The sequence below is a fragment of the Nonomuraea sp. NPDC050783 genome, assembly GCF_040802095.1.
In the GTDB taxonomy this organism is placed as follows: domain Bacteria; phylum Actinomycetota; class Actinomycetes; order Streptosporangiales; family Streptosporangiaceae; genus Nonomuraea.
Map to the genome: position 1 here is coordinate 74,989 of NZ_JBFAHK010000008.1, position 19,790 is coordinate 94,778.

The window sequence follows — 19,790 nt, forward strand, 5'->3', positions numbered from 1 at the left end:
GTGCGAGCATCAGCCAACATTTCCGGCGAACCACGTCCTGGACCGGTCAGCAGGCGTACCGGTCAGAAGGCGTACCGGATGCGGCAGTACGGCAGCTCGGCCGTGACGAGCTCGGTGAGCGCGGAGACGTAGCCGCCCTTCTGGCCGGCCCGGTAGCGGACGTTCCAGTCGCCGGTCTGCAAGCGTTTGGGCTGCTGCAACTCCGGCCGCCACAGCACCTCCTCCGCCTTCGGGTGCCGGCCCAGGTGGACCTCGTGCAGCCGTTCGCTGTGGGCGAGGAAGATGACCGTCGCTGATCGCCTCCGGCCGAGCAGGTCGCGGTTGACGTACTCGGTGGCGAAGCCGGCCTTGGCGTTGGGCAGGCCGCGGAACCGCTCGACCCGCGCGGCAGCTCGGCCGCCTCCGGTCCGAGGTGGATGCGCCGGATGTCGAGCAGCCGGTGCGTCCGCGTGCTCATCCCTCCCCCGGTTGGTCCACAGGACACGCGTACGCGGTCCTTGAGGCAAGCTGCCAGGTCAGGATGGGTGTGCCACAGCGGCGGCAGTGCTCGCGCTTGTAGACCCAGCGCTCGTCCGGGTGGTCCGGGTCGCTGACGACCTGCCCGGCGTCGCGTCCCAGGGCGAGGTACGCCGCCGCCGCGTCCCACAGCCGCCCGGCCCGCTCGGTGCCGGGGTCGCGGAGGCCGGGATGCAGGCCGACGAGGAACAGCAGCTCCGCCCGCCAGGCGTTGCCGATGCCCGCCCACACCTTCTGGTCGAGGACCGCCGCGCCGACCGGCCCGTGGAAGGCGGTCAGCCGCCGCACGGCCTCGTCCCTGGAGGCGTCCGCCCGCAGCGGGTCGGGCCCGAGCGAGGCCCGCAGCGCGGCCTCCTCCTCCGGCCCGTACGGCTCGCACTGGATGGGCGCGATGAGGTCGAAGGCCGCCCCGCCGGCGGCCAGCCGCAGCCGCGTCCCGGGGCGCGGCCGGGCCTCCGGGTCGTAGCGCAGGAAGATCCCCCGCATGCCCAGGTGCACGTGGATCGCCGGCGCGTCCTCGAAGTGGTACAGCAGGTGCTTGCCCAGGGCCTCCACGCCGGTCAGGACGCGCCCGTCGTAGGGCCGCGCGTCGAAGCGCCCCTGCGGGCCGGCCGCCCGGACCACGCGCCCGCCCAGCGCCGCCTGCTGCTCGTCGGCGTGACGATGAATGAGATGTCCTTCGGGCATACCCGTCCCCTACCCCGTGAGCTGGGCGGACGCGCTGGACAGGAGCATGTCGAGTGCGGTCGGGTAGGCGCTGTCGTTCATGCGGGCCACCAGGAGCGGGGCGGTGGCGGCGATGTTGGGGTGGGTGGCGGCGGGCAGGCGGGCGTAGGTGTCGCGCCAGACCTCCTCGTCGGCCTCCCTGGCGGCCGGGGGCAGGGCGAGGGTGGCGGCGTCCAGGATCGAGAAGGCCAGGCTCTGGTCGATGAAGGCGTGGTAGATGCGGACCGCGTCGGCGTCGGCGAAGCCGGCGCCGCGCAGGACGCCGAGGATGATCTCGTCGGTGGCGACCTCGTTGGGGCGGCCGGTGACGCGGCTGGCGGTCAGCACGGCGGCCTGCGGGTGCGTCAGGTACGCGTGGTGGATGCGCAGCCCCAGCTCGCGCAGGTCGGCCCGCCAGTCGCCGGTCGGCGCCCAGCCCTCCATCGCCTGCCCGAACAGCTCGTCGGCGATGGCCAGGACCAGGTCGTCCATGCCGCGGAAGTACCGGTAGACGGTGCTGGCGTCGGCGCCCAGGGCCAGGCCGAGGCGGCGGGCGGTGAGGCCGGCGGCGCCGTGCTCGCGCAGCATGCGCAGCGCCGTCTCGACGATGAGCTCGTGGGTCAGGACCTGCCCCTGCTTGGTCGGCCGGCGCCGCCTGCGTGCCGTCTCCGGGACCACCCGCTTGGGCATCGCGCACCCTCCTTATGCCAACGGCATTGACGTTGATGAGCCTAGTGGAGTTGGATTAACGTCACAGCCCCCCAAAAGTGTCTAAAGGGGATTTTTCGTCATGCGTATCCTTCTTGTAGGAGCCGGCGGGGTGGGAACCGCCATCACGCGGATCGCCGCCCGCCGCGCGTTCTTCGATCACATGGTCGTCGCCGACTACGACCTCCCCCGCGCCAAGGCGGCCGTCGCCGCGCTGGACGAGCGGGCGGGCCGGTTCACCCCCGTCAGGGTGGACGCCGCCGACCGCGCCGCCGTCACCGCGCTGCTGCGCGAGCACCGCTGCGACGTCCTGCTCAACGCCACCGACCCGCGCTTCGTGCTGCCGCTGTTCGACGCGGCGCTGGCGGCCGGGGCCGACTACCTGGACATGGCGATGTCGATGTCCCGCCCGCATCCGGAGCGGCCGTACCAGGAGGTGGGGGTCAAGCTCGGCGACGAGCAGTTCGCCCGCGCCCCGCAGTGGGCCGCCTCCGGCCGGCTGGCGCTGGTCGGCATGGGCGTGGAGCCCGGCCTGGCCGACGTCTTCGCCCGCTACGCCGCCGACGAGTTGTTCGACGAGATCGACGAGATCGGCATCCGCGACGGCGCCAACCTCACCGTGGACGGCTACGGCTTCGCCCCGTCGTTCTCCATCTGGACCACCATCGAGGAGTGCCTCAACCCGCCGGTCATCTACGAGAAGGACCGCGGCTGGTACACCACCGAGCCGTTCAGCGAGCCGGAGGTCTTCGACTTCCCCGAGGGCATCGGCCCGGTCGAGTGCGTGAACGTCGAGCACGAGGAGGTCCTGCTGGTCCCCCGCTGGGTGGACGCCGGCCGGGTCACCTTCAAGTACGGCCTCGGCGAGGAGTTCATCGGCACCCTCAAGACCCTGCACGCGCTCGGCGTGGACAGCACGAAGCCGGTCCCGGTCCGCGGCGCGGGCGGCGGCACCGTCCAGGTGGCCCCGCGCGACGTGGTGGCCGCCGTGCTGCCCGACCCGGCCGCGCTGGGCGAGCGCATGCGCGGCAAGACCTGCGCGGGAACCTGGGTGAAGGGCGTCAAGGACGGCCGGGCGCGCGAGGTGTACCTGTACCACGTGGTGGACAACCAGTGGTCGATGCGCGAGTACGGCTCCCAGGCCGTCGTCTGGCAGACCGCCGTCAACCCGGTGGTCGCCCTGGAGCTGCTGGCCGACGGCGTGTGGAAGGGCGCGGGCGTGCTGGGGCCCGAGGCGTTCGAGCCGCGCCCGTTCCTGGACCTGCTGGTCGAGTACGGCTCACCGTGGGGCATGCGGGAGCAGTGAGAGCGCGTCCTGGATCATAAAGGGGCGACAACCGTACATCGGAGGAACCCCCTGTGAGCATCGCCGACGACCCCGACCGCGCCCCCGCCCGATCCCACCTGTACGCCATGGGCATGTCGGAGGAGGAGATGCGCCGCCCCGTGGTGGGCATCGCCTCCACCTGGACCGGCACCATGCCGTGCAACCTCACCCACCGCGAGCTGGCCGCGCACGTGGCCGAGGGGGTGCGGGCGGCGGGCGGCACGCCGATGGAGTTCAACACCATCGCGGTCTCCGACAACCTCACCATGCACACGCCGGGCATGCGCGCGTCCCTGGTCAGCCGGGAGGTCATCGCCGACTCGATCGAGCTGATGGGGCGCGCGCACGGCTTCGACGCCCTGGTCGCGATCGTGGGCTGCGACAAGACCGTGCCCGCCGCGATCATGGCGCTGGCCCGGCTGGACGTGCCGTCCGTGGTGCTCTACAGCGGCACCATGATGCCGGGCCGCTGGCGCGGGCGGGACGTGACCATCCAGGACATGTGGGAGGCGCTGGGCGAGCGCGAGGTCGGCCGCCTGGACCAGGCCGACCTGGACGACCTGGCCCGGCACGCCTGTCCGGGCGCCGGCACCTGCGCCGCCCAGTACACCGCCAACACCATGGGCGGCGTCGCGGACTTCCTGGGCCTCGCGCCGTTCGGGATCGGCGACATCCCGGCCGTGGCCGAGGAGAAGAACGCCGCGGCCCGGCGGGTGGGCGAGATCGCCATGCAGGCGCTGGCCCGCGACGCCCGGCCGTCCCGGGTGCTCACCGCGGACGCCCTGCACAACGCGATCGTCTCGGTGGCGGCCATGGGCGGCTCCACCAACGCCGTGCTGCACCTGCTGGCCATCGCCCGCGAGGCCGGGCTGCCGCTGGTGATCGACGAGATCGGCGAGATCTGCCGGCGGGTGCCGATCATCACCGGGCTCAAGCCGAGCGGCGGCCCGTACACGGCGCTCGACCTGTGGCGGGCGGGCGGCACCTCGCTGGTGGCGCGCCGGCTGCTGGAGGCCGGGCTGCTGCGCGAGGACGTCACGCTGGTGGACGGCCGCACGCTCGCCGACGTGGCCGCGCAGGCCGCGGAGACCCCGGGGCAGCAGGTCGTGGCGGACGTGGCGCAGCCGTTCAAGCCGCGCGGCGCGCTGGCGATCCTGCGCGGCTCGCTCGCGCCCGACGGCTGCGTGCTGAAGCTGGGCGGCAAGGACGACTTCAGGTTCGAGGGCCGGGCCAGGGTCTTCGACTCCGAGAACGACTGCTACGCCGCCATCCAGGCGGGCCGGATCGTGGCGGGCGACGTCATCGTGGTCCGCTACGAGGGCCCGGCGGGCGGCCCCGGCATGCGCGAGATGCTCTCGATCACCGGGCCGCTGGTCGGGCGCGGGCTGGGCGCGTCCGTGGCGCTGGTCACCGACGGGCGCTTCAGCGGGGTCTCGCACGGGCTGGTCATCGGGCACGTGACGCCGGAGGCCCACCACGGCGGGCCGATCGCGCTGGTCCGGGACGGCGACACCGTGGTGATCGACAGCGCCGCCGGGACGCTGGACCTGCTGGTGCCGGAGGAGGAGCTGGCCGCGCGCCGGGCCGCGTGGCGGCGGCCGGAGCGGGCGGTCGAGCGGGGCGTGCTGGCCAAGTACGTCAGGACCGTCGGATCGGCCTCCGACGGCGCGGTCACCGCTTGACGACGGCTATGCTGCGCATTGACGTTTCGGCCATCCCCTACGAGGCCGTCCCTTACGGGGCCCTCCCTTCCGGGGGCGTCCCCTCATGAACAGGAGACTTACGCGATGTACAAGGAGTTCGCCGTCGAGGCCGTGATGTGGCTCGTCCCGGTCGTCGTGCTCATCGGGATCGCGCTCCTCGTCACCGCGTGAGCCCCGGGGCGGGGGCCGGCCGGGCGCCGGCCCCCGTTCCCGCTCAGCGGTAGTACCTGTACGACACGTACGTGCTGGCGTACTTGTAGTACCGGCCGCCGTAGTCCTGGAAGTCGTCCCACGCGTTCGACAGCCTGGCCGTGCGCACGGTGCAGGCGGCGTAGCGGACCCGGTAGGCGCCGATGCTGCCGACGGAGTCGTAGCAGGAGCCGACCTTCCTGCCGTTGATCTTCAACGTGACGTTGAGCTTGACGTTGAAGAGCGTCTTGCGCGAGATGTTCTTGATGCGGACCTTGACCTTGCAGGTGTCCTCGCAGTGCCCCCAGTAGCTCTTGGTCCTGATGAGCTGCGCCGAGGACGTCGAGGCGGCGGCGGGCGCCGCGACGAGAGTGGTGGCGGCGGCGGCCGCTAAGGCCGTGGCGGCAAGGCGCTTGAGCATGGTTCCCCCCTGGTGAGTGAGCGTCGCTTCCCCCTATCGGCAGCGACTCGTGCCTGTCCGACTACTACCTGATCTCGGACAGGTCCTCATTCACCATCCATGATCCGATACGAAACGGTTATCCGCTTATATCGGCTTTATCCGTCCGATGCCGCCGCGCCTGCCCCCTACGACGCCCACGCCAGGAGCGGCCCGCCCTGCCGCAGCCGCTTCAGCGCCTGCTTCTCCAACTGCCGGATGCGCTCCCTGGTCAGCCCCATCTGCGCGCCGATCTCCGTGTACGTCTGCGCCTCGTGCCCGCTCAGCCCGTAACGCAGCCTGATGACGAACTGCTCGCGCGGCGGCAGCGTCGTCACCACCTGGTGCAGCTCGTCCACCATGGCCCGGCGCTCGGCCCACTCCTGCACCTGGAGACCGTCATCGTCGGCGATCATGTCGCCGATGCGCCCCTCGCCGTTCTCGCCGACCGGGATGTCCAGGCTGACCATGTCCTGGCCGAGCGCCCGCAACGAGGCCACCTGGGCCAGGCTGCGCTCGGCCGCCTCGGCCAGCTCGGCGTCGGTCGGCTCCCTGCCCAGCTCCGTGGCGAGCCGGCGCTCCACCCTGATCAGCCGCGACAGCTCCTCGGCCACGTGGACCGGCAGCCGCACGGTACGGCTCTTGTCGTGGATGCCGCGCTCGATGGCCTGGCGGATCCACCACATCCCGTACGTGGAGAACTTGTAGCCCTTGCGGTAGTCGAACTTCTCCACCGCCCGGATCAGCCCGAGATTGCCTTCCTGGATGACGTCGAGCAGGGGCAGCCCGCGGAAGGAGTAGCGCCGCGCGGTCGCCACCACCAGCCGCAGGTTGGACCTGATGAGCAGGTCCTTGGCGCGCTGTCCGTCCAGCGCCACCAGTTCGAGCTCGGGCGTGCCGGCGCCGCGCTCGATCAGATGGCTCGCGTACAAGCCCGCCTCGATCCGCCGGGCGAGGGTGACTTCGTCCGCGGCGGAGAGCAGGGGGGTCTTTCCGATCTGTTCCAGGTACATACCAAGCAGATCGGGCTCTTCGGCCGACATGTCGAGGCACTACCCGGTAAACGGCGGCGGATTCCCTTCCTCGTTCAGTTCGGCGATGGCCAGCTCCGCCGTGCTGCGGATGGCGAAGAACTTGTCCAGCGCGGTGATCGCGAACAGGTGCTTGCACCGGCCGTTGAGCCCCGACAGCAGCAGCCGCCCGCCGGAGGCGGTGACCGCCTTGTGCAGGTAGACCAGCACGGACAGTCCCGAGGAGTCGCAGACGTCCACCGCCTGCATGTCGATGACGAGCATCGGGGGCTGGGTGAGGTCGAGCGCCTTGGTCACGCGGTCACGCACCTCGGCCGCCGAGCCGAAGTCGAAGTCTCCTGTCAGCCTCGCGATGACGCAGGGTCCCTGGAGCCCGAGGCTTATCGACAAGGCCTGCTCCGAAGTCACCCAGCTCCACCTACTCCGCGTCGCGCTTCCGATCCACCCACTTTACGAGGAATGTCAACAACCGGACACCGAAAAGCCCCTTCCCGCGAGGAGAAGGGGCCCGACGGAGAACGGATCAGGCGGCGGGCAGCCTCCGCTGGATGTCCACGAGGATCTCCAGCATCTGCGTCTGTGTCCCGCGCATCTCCTCCTTGAAGCCGCGCATCTCCTCCTTGAAGGAGCCGAACTCACCGCGCAGCTCCTTGAGGCCGTTGGCCACGCTGTTGATCCGCTCGGTGAGCTGCCGGCCCTGCTCCATCTGGGGTCTCCCTTACCGTGGGGGGGAAGGACCCGGCTGACATCCGCAGTCAGGTCCGCTGCCGGCAGCGTAGCCGGATCGGTCCGGTCGAGAGGCCCTACCTGCGAAAAGACGCTTACGAGAAGTAGCGCTTCGGGTTGAACACCAGCATCTGTTCGATGTGGTCGTCGGTCACGCCCGAGTCCAGCAGGGCGGCCAGGACGTCGTCGTGGATGTGGTCGTAGCGCCAGTTCGGCGCGACCGCGCTGCGGGTCTCCTCCCAGGCGCCGCCGAAGTAGTCCATGAAGCAGGCGGTGTCGTGGCTGAGGACCATGCGGTCGGCGTACCCGCGCTGGCACAGCGCCGCGATGGTGGCCACGCGCTGCGCCGTCGGGTTGTACAGGTCCAGGCCGAAGCGATCCATGCCGAGCGTCGCGCCGGTGTCGGCCAGCCGCATGAGGTAGTCGAGGTCGTTGCTGTCGCCGGCGTGGCCGACGACCACCTTCGTCAGGTCCACGCCCTCCTTGGCGAACAGGTCGAGCGCGATCAGGCCGCTGCGGGCGGCGGCATTGGTGTGGACGGTGATCGGGGCGCCCGTGCGCGCGTGCGTCCGGGCGACCGCCCGGCAGATGCGCTCCACGCCGGGCGTCAGCCCCTTCTCCTCGACCACGCACTTGAGGAAGGCCGCCTTGACGCCGGTGTCGGCGATGCCCACGGTCAGGTCGCGGACGAAGTCGTCGATCATCGGGTCCGGCAGGTGCGGCGACAGATGGGGTCCGCGGTGCTCGAACTGGTGCGGCAGCTCCTCGAAGGCGTAGATGCCGGTCGCGACGATGATGTGCAGGCCGGGCACCTGCTCGGCGATGCGCTGGATGCGCGGGATGTAACGGCCGAGGCCCCACACGGTCGGGTCCACGATCGTCCGCACGCCCTTGGCGGTCAGCGCGTTGAGCTTGGCGATCGCGTCGGCGACCCGCTGCTCCTCGTCCCACCAGGCGCCCCTGCCGTAGTTGTCCAGGTATTCGGTGGCCACGACGAAGACGTGCTCGTGCATGAGGGTCTGGCCGAGGTCGTCGACGTCCACGGGGCCGCGGACGGTCTGCACGGTGGGCATGGCGTCGCCTCCATACCGGCTGGTCGGTTTCGCCAACTTAAACGTCCGCCGGTCACACCGTCAACGACCGCCGGCCCGTGGCCCCGGACAGCCTCCGATAGAGCGGCTCCGGCGGGCCCAGCCGGTCGCCGCCGACCGCGGCCGCCACCCGGGCCGCCGCCCCCGGCAGGAACGGCTCCAGCTCGGCGGCGAGGTCGCGGCAGGCGCGGACCAGCGTGCCCAGCGACCGCTCCCGGGCGGCGGCCGGCTGCCGCCAGGGCCGCTCGCGCTCGGCGTACCGGTTGGCCTCCTCGACGATCGTCCAGACGGCCCCGGCGGCACGGCGGAAGTCGAAGTCCTCCAGCGCCTCGTGGACCGCGCCGGACACCTCGGCCAGCGGCTCCCCCGGCTCCTCGGGAACGCGGCCGTCCAGGAACCGGCTCACCATCGTCACCACCCGGCTGACCAGGTTGCCGAGGCCGTTGGCCAGGTCCTCGTCGTGGCGGGCGGCCAGGCGCGCCTCGGTGAAGTCGGCGTCGCCCACGCGCGGCACCTCGCGCAGCAGCCACCAGCGCACGGCGTCCGTCCCGTACGCCGCCACGAGCGCCACCGGGTCCACCGCCCCGTCCGCCGACTTGCTGATCTTGCGGCCGTCCACCGTGAGGTAGTCGTGCACGAACAGCTCCGTGGGCAGCGGCAGCCCGGCCGACAGCAGCATCGCCGGCCAGTACACCGCGTGGAACCTGATCACGCCCTTGCCCATGAGGTGGGTCCTGCGCGGCTCGCGCACCCACCAGCGCTCGTAGCCCCCGCCCGCCGGCTCGCCGTCCGCCAGCGCTGTGACGTAGTTGGCCAGCGCGTCCCACCAGACGTAGACGACCTGGCCGGGGTCGCCGGGGACCGGGATGCCCCAGCCGCGGGCGCGGGCGGCCGAGCGCGAGACGCTGATGTCGGCCAGGCCCGCCTCGACGAAGGCCAGCACCTCGTTGCGCCGCGCGGCCGGCTCGATCCGCAGCCGCCCGCTCCGGACCAGCTCGCCGAGCGCGTCCTGGTAGCGGGAGAGCCGGAAGAACCAGTTCTCCTCCGAGACGGCCTGCAACGGCTCGCGGTGGCCATCGGGACAGGGCCCCTCGGGGTAGAACTGCTCGCAGCCCACGCAGTAGAGCCCTTCGTAGTGCCGGCGGTAGAGGTCGTGGCCGACGGCCCGCCAGATGCGCTCCACCCCGGCGCGGTGCCCGGGATGGGTGCTGGTACGGATGAACGCGTCGAACGACAGCGCCAGTGGGCCGCGCAGCCCCTCGAACGCGGCGGCGTTGCGGTCCACCAGCTCGCGCACCGGCACGCCCTCGGCCTCGGCGGCCAGCACGTTCTTCAGCGAGTTGTCGTCGGTGCCGGTCTGGAAGCGCACCGGCTCGCCGCGCCGCCGGTGGTGGCGGGCCAGCACGTCGGCCTGGACCAGCTCCAGGGCGTGGCCCAGGTGGGGGCGGGCGTTGACGTAGGGGATGGTGGTCGTGAGATACATCGGGTGCCTCCCGTGGGGCCCCGGACACGACGAGAGGCCCCGGTTCGCAGGGCCTCAACGTGGACGTCGCCGGTGAAACCCCCTACGGGGCCATCATCACCGGCGCGATCGTCATGCGTCCCATGCTAGCCACCGCGCCGCCGCGCGAGCCAGCCGATAATCCCGGCGGGCCGATCAGGAGGCGGGCGGGTCAGGAGGCGGGCGGGTCAGGAGGCGGGCTTGGGGCTCGGGACGACCAGGACCGGGCGCTGCGCGTGGTGCAGGACCCGGTCGGAGGTGCTGCCCAGCAGCAGCGAGCGCACCCCGCCCAGCCCCCGCGTCCCGGTCACGATGAGCGTGGCGTCCAGCTCCTCGGCGACGTCCACGATGGTCGCCCACACCGCCACCGCGTCGGACTCGCACCGCGGCGTGGCCTCCAGCCCGGCCTCCCTGGCCAGGTCGGCGCCCCGCCGGGCCAGCTCGTTCATGGCCTGCCCGATCGCCTCGTCCCCGGCGGCGTCGCCGTCGATGGTCATCATGAGCCCGGCCGAGGCCCGGGCCGAGCTCATCGCCAGCCGCTCCCACACCGTCAGCACGACCGCCCGCTCACCCTTGAACACGCGCCCCGCGAAGGCGATGGCCGCCTTGGCGTCGTCGGAGCCGTCGTACGCAATCAGGATCGTCATGCCTGCCTTCTTTCCCGGCCGGCGCCTTTCACGCCTGGCGGATCACCGGCCGCACGGCGGCGGGCGCGCGCAGGGCCGCGGCCCGCAGCATCGACATCCCGGCCAGCGCCAGCACGCCCAGCTCGGTCACCACGACGGTCCGCTGGATGAGCCCGGCGGGGATGTCGTCGTTGGTGAGCGGGATGCCGAACATGCGCACCACGTACGGGATCACGACCAGCACCAGCGCCCCGAGGGCCACGAGGCACAGGACCCGCATCGCGCGGGCGTACCGGATGCGGGCCTTGGACAGCAGCAGGCCGGCCACGGGCATCATGAGGAAGGCGGCGAAGGCGGCGTAGCGGTGGATGCCACCCGACATCGACAGCGGCACCCCGGGGCGGTCGGTCGGGAAGGCGCCGATCAGGAACATGCTCACGCCCCACGCCACCAGCAGCCCCACGACCCAGCGGTTGCCCCCGGCCCGGCGCATCGCCTCCGCGATGAGCCCCGCGCCCACGGCGAACAGGGTCAGCGACGCCGGCAGCAGCCAGCCGGACTGCTGGAAGGCGTACTCACTGATCACGGTGTGCAGCGGGTCGAGGCCCGCCTCCGCGTGCAAGGTGAGCATGGCGCCGGTTCCCGCGCCGATGGCCGCGAACCCGTTGACGAGCAATCCCTTCATGCCTCCAAGCTCGTGGAACGCGGCTTCGCGGAGTATCCGAGATCGGCCCGAAACGGCCCTGAAGCGCCCCCTAGTACCTAAGTCGCGATACCTCCGCATCATGGGCCCTGACCTGCGCGGACGTGCCCCTGGGTAGGGTTGACCCCCTCAGGGTGGGCAGGGTTGTCCCTCAGTGGCCGTCCGGGGGCTCCGGGCCCGCGATTTGACCTGGAGCGCGCTCCAAGGGCGACCCTGGATCCGCAGGCACCACGAGATCGACATCCTCAGGGGGATGGCATGAACAAGCGCACTCTCGGCACCGGCGGCCCGCGGGTCTCCGCGCTCGGCCTTGGCTGCATGGGCATGTCGGAGTTCTACGGCCCGGCCGACGAGAAGGAGTCCATCGCGGTCATCCACCGCGCGCTCGACCTCGGCATCACCTTCCTCGACACGGCCGACATGTACGGCAGCGGCCACAACGAGGAGCTGGTCGGCCGCGCCATCAAGGGCCGCAGGGACGAGGTCGTGCTGGCCACCAAGTTCGGCATCAGGCGCGAGGGCGGCACCCGCACGGTCGAGAACAGCCCCGAGTACATCAGGGCCGCCTGCGACGCCTCACTGCGCCGCCTCGGCGTGGACCACATCGACCTCTACTACATGCACCGCCGCAACCCGCAGGTGCCGGTCGAGGAGTCGGTCGGGGCGATGGCCGAGCTGGTCGAGCAGGGCAAGGTCCGCCACCTCGGCCTGTCGGAGGTGAGCGCGGCGACGCTGCGCGCGGCGGCCGCCGTGCATCCCATCGCGGCCCTGCAGAGCGAGTACTCCCTGTTCACCCGGGGCCTGGAGGCGGAGATCCTGCCCGCGGCCCGCGAGCTGGGCACGGCGCTGGTGGCGTACTCGCCGATCAGCCGCGGCCTGCTGACCGGCGCGCTGCCGGCCACCGACGAGCTGGCCCCGGACGACTTCCGGCGCACCTTCCCGCGCATGAGCGGCGAGAACGCCGAGCGCAACGCCCGGCTGGTGGCCGAGGTCGGGCGGATCGCCGAGGCGGCCGGCGTCACGGTGGCGCAGCTCGCGCTGGCGTGGGTGCTCGCCCAGGGCGAGGACGTCGTGCCCATCCCGGGCACCAAGCGGCTGAAGTACCTGGAGGAGAACGCCGCGGCCGCCGACATCACGCTGACCGCCGGGCAGCTCGCCGAGCTGGCCGCGGCCGTGCCCGCGGACGCCGTGGCCGGCCAGCGCTACCCGAGCATGGCCGAGGTGGAGCGCTAGGGGCCCGCGGGCAGGTCGAAGTAGGCCCGCACGGTGGTGGCGCCGGGCCGGGTGTGGACGCGGACGAGGTCGGCGAGCAGGTTGACGATCAGCAGGCCGCGCGAGCCCGGCCGGCGCGGGTCCACCGGGATGCGCCCGGCCAGCGGGTCGCGGATGTGGCCCCGGTCGCTCACCTCGCACACCAGCCGCCCGGCGGCGGCCCAGATCCTGATCGTCCCGGCGCCGCCGCCGTGGTCGAGGCTGTTGGCGCCCAGCTCGGCCACGGCCAGCCGGATGTCGTCGATCCTGCTGGACGCGAAGCCCAGCAGGGCGGCCTGCTCGGCGGCCAGGTGCCGGGTGGCGGCCAGGTTGGTGTCGTCGAAGCGCAGGGAGGCGAACTCGCCGGGCTCCTCGAACGGCTGGTTGTGCTCCTCGATCACCCGGCCGGGCGCGTAGTCGCCGCTCGGCCACTCGCCCGCGGCGTCGCACAGCACGGGGTGGGTGCGCGCGGCCTCCTTGACGACCTCGGGAGCCAGCGCGCCGACGTCGTAGGGGCACAGGATCGTCGCCTGCCGCCCGGCGAAGGCGAAGTTGATCAGCGCCTCGTGCTGCGCGCACGCGGGATACTCGGTCGCGGACCGGCCCGCCCAGATCGGCTCCCCGATGATGCGCACGCGCTCGCCGGGATGCCGGTCGGCGAAGTCGAGCAGGACGCCGGGGATGATGCGGCCGGGGTTGCGGCCGACCGCGCCCATGTCGAGGAGGCGCACGGCCGCGGCGTCCGCGCCGAGCTCGGCCTCGATGAGGGCGAGGTTGCGGGCCGGGACGGCGATCGCCACCGGCTCACCGGCCGCCAGGCCCTCCCGTACGAAGGCCGCCGTCGCAGCGGCGTACTCCGGCTCGCTCCCATAGAGGAGCGCCGGGTGCGAGAAGGGGTCTGCCAGCGTCATCGCCTCTCACGGTACCCAAGGTTGAGGCGTTCATGGCAATCAGTTTGGGTACCACATAAGGTGTGAAGAGAGTCCAGGTGATCCTCCGCCCCCGCCCGGTCCGCCGACCGGACCCCCTCGACCTGAGGACCCCTTCCGGACGACGGCTCCCGTTCTGAGCGTCCCGAACCTATGCTCAAGACATGTCGGATTTGCACCTGCGGGTCAGCGACGAGGATCGCGAGCGGGCGACCGCGCAGCTCCAGCACGCCTTCGCCGAGGGCCGGCTCACCCCGCCGGAGCTGGACGAGCGGCTCGGGCTGGCCCTGACCGCCAGGACCTACGGCGACCTGCTGGACCTGATCTCCGACCTGCCCGCCACGCAGCCACCACCGGACGACCTGGTCGAGCTGGAGACCAAGAGCGACCAGGTCAAGCGCTCGGGCGACTGGGCGGTGCCGCGCCGGCTGCGCGTCTCCTCCAAGTACGGCGGCGTGGACCTCGACTTCACCGGGGCCGTCATCGCGCATCCGGTGGTGGAGGTCGAGCTGGTCCTGGACTACGGCTCGGCCAAGATCACCCTGCCGGTGGGCGCGACGGCGAACGTGGACGGCTTCCGCAGCGACTGGGGCCGCGTCTCGACCGGTGACGTCCCGGGCCGCCCGCAGGCCGGAGCCCTCCACGTGGTGATCACCGGCAGCGCCAAGTACGGCGGGCTGAGCGTGCGCTACCCGCGCAGGCGCAGGTTCACCCACTGATGGAAGCGGGCGATGTGGTGCTCGCTGGGCACCAGCACCCCGCCCTCCCGGTAGGCCCGTGACGACATGCCGGGCTGGGTCCGCTCGCAGGCGTCGAAGTCCTGCTCGTTGACCCGGTGGAACAGCTCGACCGAGCGCGACAGGTCCGCCCCGGAGGCGACGACGTCGGGGTGGTAGAGCCAGTCGCACTCCACGACCGTGCGGTCCACGGCGAGCGGGAACATCCGGTGCAGGATCACGTGGTCGGGCACCAGGTTGACGAACACCTGCGGCTTGACGGTGATCGCGTAGTAGCGGCGGTCCTGCTCGCGCGAGACGTCGGGCAGCCGGCCGAAGCCGGGACCGCCGTCCACGGTGAAGCCCTCGGCCCGCTCGGCGAACGCGGCGCCGTGGCCGACGTAGTACTGGGCCGCGTAGCCGCCGGCGAACTCCGGGAGCACGGCGACCAGCTCGGGGTGGATGGTCGCGCAGTGGTAGCACTCCATGAAGTTCTCGACGATGAGCTTCCAGTTGGCCTTGACGTCGTAGACGACGCGGCGGCCCAGGGCGAGCCGGTCGGCGTGGTAGTGCTCGATGGCGGCGGGGTCGCCGAGCCGTTCGGTGGCGGCGTGGACGACGTCCTGCTCGAACGAGGGCGGCTCGGCGGCCAGGCACACCCAGGCGTAGCCGAGCCATTCGCGCAGGTGGACGGGGATCAGCCCGTAGGCGACGCGGTCGATGTCGGGCATCTTGGCCAGGTTGGGGGCGGCGGCCAGGCGGCCGTCGAGGTCGTAGGACCAGGCGTGGTAGGCGCACCGGATCGTCCGCCTGACCTCGCCGGCCGGCTCGGCGCACAGCCGCGCGCCGCGGTGCCGGCAGACGTTGAGGAAGGCCCGCAGCCGGCGGTCGTGGCCGCGGACCACGATCACGCTCTCCCGGCCCACCTGGACGGTGCGGAACGCGCCCGGCCCCGGCAGGTCCTCGCCGCGGACCGCGCAGAACCAGAGGCTTTCGAAGATCTTCTCCTGCTCGTCGGCGAAGACGTCGGGGTCGGCGTAGAAGCGGCCGGGGAGCGTGGGGATCAGGCTCGACGTGGTGGTCAACCGACACCGCCTTGTTGCGTATCACGCACCGAGTTGCTCTATATGCGACATCGTCAGACGGTCGTCACGAGACTGTCAAGAGGCACGTGCCGGCTCCGCCAGGAGGTACGTGCTGGCCCGGCGCAGCCAGGCGGTGTTGAGCCAGGTGGCCAGCCGGTCCGGCACCAGCCCGGCGGCCGGGCGGTGCATGTCGGTGATCTCCGTCCCGGCCAGCCGGGCCGAGCGGCGCGCGACCCTCGCGCGGGCGCGCTCGTAGCCCCGCAGGTCGCCGAGGGAGCGGGCGAGCAGCCAGGCGTCCTCCAGCGCCTGGTTGGCGCCCTGGGCCATGGTGGGCGGCATGCTGTGGGCGGCGTCGCCGGCCAGCGTGGTGGGGCCCCTGCCCCACACCGAGGGGATCGGGTGCCGGGGGTGCGGGAAGAAGTCGGGCTCGTCCAGGCTCTCCAGGACCGTCGGCACCGGGTCGGCCCAGCCGCCGAAGCGCTCGCGCAGCCGGTCGGCCAGGCGCGGGTCGCCGGCCCAGAACGGCTCGCCGGGCGCCGAGCGCACGTCGAACCACCACAGCAGCCGCCCGCCGCCCGCCGGGGCGAGCCCGCACAGGCCCCTCAGCCCCGCCATCAGCACCGCCGCCGACCCCTCGGTCAGCGGGGTGGGCGCGGTGGTGAAGCCCTGCCAGGTGACCCAGCGGGTCAGCCTGGCCGGGTCGCCGCCCCACAACGTCCGGCGGACCACCGAGCGCCGCCCGTCCGCGCCCACCAGCACGTCGCCGCGCACGGTGCCGCCACCGGCCAGGCGCGCCTCGGCCCGGTCGGGGTCCACGTGCTCGACGCGGGCGCCGTAGGTCACCGGGACGCCCTCGGCCAGCAGCTCGACCAGCTCGCCGCGGGCCACGTGCACGGTGGGGTGGCCGTACCTGCGCTCGGCGGCCGTCAGGTCCACGGTGACCAGCCTGCGGCCGCCGGAGCTCCAGGACTCCATGGTCTCCAGCCGCCGCCCGAGCCGGGTGGGATCCACTTCGAGCCCGGCGAGGATGGCGGTGCTGCCCGGCCAGAGCGTCACCGAGCCGCCCGCGGCGCGGGGCTCGGGGGACTCCTCGTACACCTCGGCCTCGTGGCCGGCGGCGAGCAGGCCGCGCGCGAGCGCGAGACCCGCGACGCCCGCGCCCACCACTATTACCCTCACGAGCGCCTCCGTTCTGTGAGACTCCGAGTATCGGAAGGCCGCGGCCCGGCCGGTGCTCGCCCGCGGCTTCGACTTCACCACGGACGACGTCGCCGAGGCCGCAGGCGTGGGGAGAGCGAGCGTGTTCCGCCGCTACCCCACCAAACGCGACATGATCCTGGGGAGGCCGGCCACGAGCGCGCCGTCGAGCGCGGGCGAGCTGCCGCTTTACGCCGGCCTGACAGGCGCGGTGTTAGCGGCGTGCAAGCGGAGATCAAGCTGTGATCCATAATGTCCCTTCTGTTCGCTCAATCACCTGCGTTCGCTCATCAACGAAGGGCACCGGAAATGACTCCCCCTCGCCGTCGCCTGGCCGTCGTGGCCGCGACGTTCTCCCTTGCCGTCCTCACCACCGCCTGCGGCGCGCTGGGCCAGGCCGTCGACTGCAACACCGCGGCCAACGACGCCACCAAGATCATGACTGACTGGAGCACCGAGGTCACCGGCAACGCCACCGACGCCAAGGCCATCGGCACCGCCTCGAAGACGGCCGCCGACAAGACCAAGGAGCTCGCCGGCAAGTACGACGGCGACGTCGCCGCCGCGCTGAACGAGCTCGCCGCCGGGTTCCAGTCCCTGGAGAAGGGCGACCTGACGGACGTCACGGAGTTCACCGGCAAGATGAACGGCTTCTCCAGCAAGATCACCGCCGCCTGCACCTGACCGGCGGTCGCGCGGCCGCCGTACCGCCTGCGGGGGGCAGGTCGGTGCGGCGGCCGTGCCACATTCGCGCGGATTCGTTCTAGTCTTGTCGCCCGTGACGGCTGAGACCGACGTGGCGGCCAACGGCCCCGCTCCCCCCGCCTCAAGGGCCTGGCGTGCCCCGCTCACCGGCCACCGGCCGCGCGTGGGCGCGATGACGCTGCTCGCGGCGACGGCCTACGCGGTGCTGGGGCTGGTGAAGCTGTCCTCGTTCCGTGCCACCTCCTTCGACCTGGTGATCGTGGACCAGGCGGTGCGCAACTACGCCGCGTTCCGGGCGCCGTACATCCCCGTCCTCGGCATGTTCCACGGGCGCGGCATGGACTACGTCCAGCTCGCCGACCACTTCTCGCCGATCTACGCGCTGCTGGCGCCGCTCTACTGGATCCACGACGGGCCCGGGACGCTGATCGTGGCGCAGGCCGTGCTGTTCGCCGCGGCGATCCCGTTCCTGTGGAACTACACCCGGCGGGTGCTGGGCGTGGTGCCCGCCTACCTGGTGGCGGCGGCGTACGCGCTGTCGTGGCCGGTCGCGCAGGCCGTCGCGTTCGACGCGCACGAGGTCATGTTCGTCCCCCTGCTGACCGCGATCATGATCGAGCGTTACCACGCGGGGCGGGCGCTGCCCGCGTTCCTGGCGATGCTCGGGCTCCTCCTGGTCAAGGAGGACATGGGGCTGATGGTGGCCGGGGTCGGGCTGTGCCTGTTCGTCATGGGCGAGCGGTGGCGCGGGGTGCTGTGCGCGACGTTCGGCATCGGGGCCGTGCTGCTCATCCGCGGGCTGGTGACCTCGGTCTTCGGCGGCAGCGCCCAGGACTTCTGGGCCTACAACCACCTCGGCCCGGACATCCCGGGCGCGCTCGCCGGCATCGCGCGCGACCCGCTGGCCGCCCTGCTGCTGCCGTTCAGCGAGGAGGCCAAGGTCGACACGCTGTTCCTGCTGGCCTGGCCGACGCTGCTGCTCTGCCTGCTCTCGCCGCTGTCGCTGGCGGCGCTGCCGCACGTGCTGGAGCGCATGTTGTCGGACCGCTCGCAGTGGTGGCAGGCCGACTTCCAGTACAGCGCGTTCACCGTGGTGATCCTCTTCTGCGCGGGCGTGGACGGGCTGGCCCGGCTGCTGCGCCGGCTCGAACGCTCCGACGACGCCACGCTCAAGCTGCTGTGGCCGGCGGCGGCCTGCGTGGTGGCGCTGACGCTGGTGCCGAGGTTCGCCCTCGACCAGCTCTACCACCCGTCCTTCTACAAGGAGCCCAAGGCGGCGGCCGCGGCCGAGGCGGTCGCCAAGGTGCCCGACGGCGTGGTCGTCGAGGCCCCCAACTCGGTCGGCCCGGCGCTCACCGCGCGCACCACGGTCCTGCTGTTCGGGCCCGCCTCGTACAACGCGCCCTGGGTGGTCGCCGACACCGCCCGCTGGGAGTTCCCCTTCGGCTCGTTCGAGCAGCAGGTCGCCAAGGTCGGCGAGCTGATGGGGCAGGGCTACGTGAAGGTCTTCGAGCGCGACGGCTACGTGGTGCTGCGCCGCTGATCGCGGGCCCGCTCGTACGCCGACTCGAACCCCTCCAGCACGATCGGCCAGGACCCGGCGGCGGGCGGCGTCGCCCGGTTGTGGGCGGCGATGGACGCGCGCAGCTCCGCGTCGGCGCACAGCCGGGCCACCGCCCGCGCCAGGTCGCCGAGGCTGTGCCCGAGCAGCCCCTCGACGCCGTCGGCGACGAAGTCGGCCACCCCGCTCTGCGCCCTGGCCACGACCGGCACGCCCGCCGCCCGCGCCTCCAGCGCCGCGATGCCGAACGACTCGCGCGGCGCGGGCGCCACGAAGACGTCGGCCGACTCCAGGACCTTGGCGATCTGCTCGCGGCTGTAGCGGCCGGGCAGCGACACCCACGCACCCATGCCGTGCCTGGCCACGAACCGCTCCATCTGCCCCCTGGCGGGCCCGTCGCCGACGATCGTGGCGCGCATGGGGATCGAGGCGGGCACCCGCGCCCTGGCCGCCTGGAGGAGCTTCAGCAGCCGTACGGGCTGCTTGCGCGGCGCCAGCCGGCCCACCGCCACGACGTGCACCTCCTCGGGCCGGTCGGCCGCGCCCGGCGGCGGCGCCCACCCGGACAGGTCGAGGCCGTTGGAGACCACCCGCACCGGCACCCGCGGCCCGGCCACCGCGCGGATCGGCGCGGCGGCGGCGTTGCTGACCGTGGTGGCCACCAGCCCCCACCGCTGCCACCCGTACGCCGCCCGCAGCAGCCGGTAGAGCGCCCGGGTGAGGGGGTCCCACATGCTGTGGACGGTCACCACGCACGGCGCCCCTGCCCGCACCGCCGCCCGCACGCCCATCCACGCGAACGGCGAGACCGCCCCGGTGTGCACGTGCACCACGTCGGGCCGCCCGGCGGCGATCCACCGGGTGAGATGCGCCACGCCGCGGGGATGGACCGGCAGGTCGAACGGCATCCGCGCGACGATCCTGCGCACGCCCTCCAGCGGCTCGCCCTTGGTCGCCGTGGCGACCGCCACCTCGTGCCCGGCGGCGCGCTGCACGCGGACGAGATCGGCCACCTGGACCTCGATCCCCCCGAGTCGCGGCAGGTAACAGTCGCTCACGTGAAAGATCCGCACCCCTCCCA

At 72.5% G+C, this 19,790-nt stretch carries 21 protein-coding genes and 1 pseudogene; 7 read left to right on the forward strand and 15 right to left on the reverse strand.

All coding sequences use genetic code 11. The annotated features are described in order from the left end of the window. Positions 1-62: 62 nt before the first annotated feature. From AB0H75_RS22945 to AB0H75_RS22955, 3 genes are read right to left on the reverse strand one after another with little or no spacing between them, the layout of a single operon-like run. Entirely contained in the window at positions 63-506 is a 444-nt protein-coding gene (locus AB0H75_RS22945; protein ID WP_367799167.1) for a hypothetical protein, read from the reverse strand. After that, on the reverse strand, positions 454-1,203 hold the full coding sequence (locus tag AB0H75_RS22950; protein ID WP_367799169.1) for a DNA-formamidopyrimidine glycosylase family protein: 750 nt from the start codon (positions 1,201-1,203) through the stop codon (positions 454-456). Before AB0H75_RS22950 ends, AB0H75_RS22945 begins: the two co-directional genes overlap by 53 nt. A 9-nt stretch (positions 1,204-1,212) precedes the next feature. After that, a complete protein-coding gene (locus tag AB0H75_RS22955; protein WP_367799171.1) occupies positions 1,213-1,911 on the reverse strand; it encodes a TetR/AcrR family transcriptional regulator in 699 nt (232 codons plus the stop codon). Positions 1,912-2,011: 100 nt separating this feature from the next. On the opposite strand from AB0H75_RS22955, the gene AB0H75_RS22960 reads away from it, so the two are divergent. Beyond that, the gene (locus AB0H75_RS22960) at positions 2,012-3,235 is read left to right on the forward strand and encodes a saccharopine dehydrogenase family protein (RefSeq protein WP_367799173.1); all 1,224 of its coding nucleotides are present in this window, start codon (positions 2,012-2,014) and stop codon (positions 3,233-3,235) included. 53 nt (positions 3,236-3,288) lie between these two features. Continuing rightward, a complete protein-coding gene (gene ilvD, locus AB0H75_RS22965) occupies positions 3,289-4,938 on the forward strand; it encodes a dihydroxy-acid dehydratase (protein ID WP_367799174.1) in 1,650 nt (549 codons plus the stop codon). Positions 4,939-5,173: 235 nt separating this feature from the next. On the opposite strand, the gene AB0H75_RS22970 is transcribed toward ilvD, so the two are convergent. The 8 genes from AB0H75_RS22970 to AB0H75_RS23005 all read right to left on the reverse strand — a co-directional run bounded on the left by AB0H75_RS22970 (position 5,174) and on the right by AB0H75_RS23005 (position 11,247). After that, positions 5,174-5,569: a hypothetical protein gene (locus tag AB0H75_RS22970; protein WP_367799176.1), complete on the reverse strand. Its 396-nt coding sequence runs from the start codon at positions 5,567-5,569 to the stop codon at positions 5,174-5,176. A 167-nt stretch (positions 5,570-5,736) separates the two neighbouring features. Beyond that, on the reverse strand, positions 5,737-6,600 hold the full coding sequence (locus tag AB0H75_RS22975) for an RNA polymerase sigma factor RpoD/SigA (RefSeq protein WP_367799178.1): 864 nt from the start codon (positions 6,598-6,600) through the stop codon (positions 5,737-5,739). A 39-nt stretch (positions 6,601-6,639) separates the two neighbouring features. After that, a complete protein-coding gene (locus AB0H75_RS22980; RefSeq protein ID WP_367799180.1) occupies positions 6,640-7,026 on the reverse strand; it encodes an STAS domain-containing protein in 387 nt (128 codons plus the stop codon). A 115-nt stretch (positions 7,027-7,141) separates the two neighbouring features. After that, on the reverse strand, positions 7,142-7,324 hold the full coding sequence (locus tag AB0H75_RS22985; protein ID WP_367799182.1) for a hypothetical protein: 183 nt from the start codon (positions 7,322-7,324) through the stop codon (positions 7,142-7,144). Between the two features lie 115 nt (positions 7,325-7,439). Continuing rightward, a complete protein-coding gene (locus AB0H75_RS22990) occupies positions 7,440-8,417 on the reverse strand; it encodes a phosphotriesterase (RefSeq protein ID WP_367799184.1) in 978 nt (325 codons plus the stop codon). Between the two features lie 52 nt (positions 8,418-8,469). Further along, complete coding sequence (locus AB0H75_RS22995) at positions 8,470-9,918, reverse strand: methionine--tRNA ligase (protein ID WP_367799186.1); 1,449 nt, start codon at positions 9,916-9,918, stop codon at positions 8,470-8,472. A 206-nt stretch (positions 9,919-10,124) separates the two neighbouring features. Further along, positions 10,125-10,583, reverse strand: a complete 459-nt coding sequence (locus tag AB0H75_RS23000) for a universal stress protein (protein ID WP_367799187.1) — start codon at positions 10,581-10,583, stop codon at positions 10,125-10,127. Positions 10,584-10,611: 28 nt separating this feature from the next. Further along, the gene (locus AB0H75_RS23005; RefSeq protein WP_367799189.1) at positions 10,612-11,247 is read right to left on the reverse strand and encodes a DUF998 domain-containing protein; all 636 of its coding nucleotides are present in this window, start codon (positions 11,245-11,247) and stop codon (positions 10,612-10,614) included. A 276-nt stretch (positions 11,248-11,523) separates the two neighbouring features. On the opposite strand from AB0H75_RS23005, the gene AB0H75_RS23010 reads away from it, so the two are divergent. Continuing rightward, on the forward strand, positions 11,524-12,498 hold the full coding sequence (locus AB0H75_RS23010; protein ID WP_367799191.1) for an aldo/keto reductase: 975 nt from the start codon (positions 11,524-11,526) through the stop codon (positions 12,496-12,498). Here AB0H75_RS23010 and AB0H75_RS23015 read toward each other — a convergent pair. Beyond that, positions 12,495-13,427 (reverse strand): anti-sigma factor RsbA family regulatory protein, encoded by a 933-nt coding sequence (locus AB0H75_RS23015; protein WP_367799193.1) that lies wholly within the window; start codon positions 13,425-13,427, stop codon positions 12,495-12,497. The genes AB0H75_RS23010 and AB0H75_RS23015 overlap by 4 nt on opposite strands. 182 nt (positions 13,428-13,609) lie before the next feature. On the opposite strand from AB0H75_RS23015, the gene AB0H75_RS23020 reads away from it, so the two are divergent. Then, positions 13,610-14,164 (forward strand): DUF1707 domain-containing protein, encoded by a 555-nt coding sequence (locus AB0H75_RS23020; protein WP_367799195.1) that lies wholly within the window; start codon positions 13,610-13,612, stop codon positions 14,162-14,164. Here the strand turns inward: AB0H75_RS23020 and AB0H75_RS23025 are convergent. Then, entirely contained in the window at positions 14,134-15,246 is a 1,113-nt protein-coding gene (locus AB0H75_RS23025; RefSeq protein WP_367799196.1) for an aromatic ring-hydroxylating dioxygenase subunit alpha, read from the reverse strand. The two genes, AB0H75_RS23020 and AB0H75_RS23025, sit on opposite strands and share 31 nt — an antisense overlap. A gap of 75 nt (positions 15,247-15,321) precedes the next feature. After that, entirely contained in the window at positions 15,322-16,425 is a 1,104-nt protein-coding gene (locus AB0H75_RS23030; RefSeq protein ID WP_367799197.1) for an FAD-dependent oxidoreductase, read from the reverse strand. Between the two features lie 49 nt (positions 16,426-16,474). Between AB0H75_RS23030 and AB0H75_RS23035 the strand changes: the two are divergent. The 3 genes and pseudogenes from AB0H75_RS23035 to AB0H75_RS23045 form a co-directional block, all read left to right on the forward strand. After that, positions 16,475-16,696: pseudogene (locus AB0H75_RS23035) on the forward strand (helix-turn-helix domain-containing protein); the annotation flags it as partial. Between the two features lie 56 nt (positions 16,697-16,752). Further along, positions 16,753-17,127: a hypothetical protein gene (locus AB0H75_RS23040; RefSeq protein WP_367799199.1), complete on the forward strand. Its 375-nt coding sequence runs from the start codon at positions 16,753-16,755 to the stop codon at positions 17,125-17,127. 94 nt (positions 17,128-17,221) lie between these two features. Beyond that, on the forward strand, positions 17,222-18,691 hold the full coding sequence (locus AB0H75_RS23045; protein WP_367799201.1) for a DUF2079 domain-containing protein: 1,470 nt from the start codon (positions 17,222-17,224) through the stop codon (positions 18,689-18,691). On the opposite strand, the gene AB0H75_RS23050 is transcribed toward AB0H75_RS23045, so the two are convergent. Further along, positions 18,670-19,782, reverse strand: coding sequence for a glycosyltransferase (locus tag AB0H75_RS23050; RefSeq protein ID WP_367799203.1), 1,113 nt, complete (start codon positions 19,780-19,782; stop codon positions 18,670-18,672). The two genes, AB0H75_RS23045 and AB0H75_RS23050, sit on opposite strands and share 22 nt — an antisense overlap. Between the last annotated feature and the right edge of the window lie 8 nt (positions 19,783-19,790).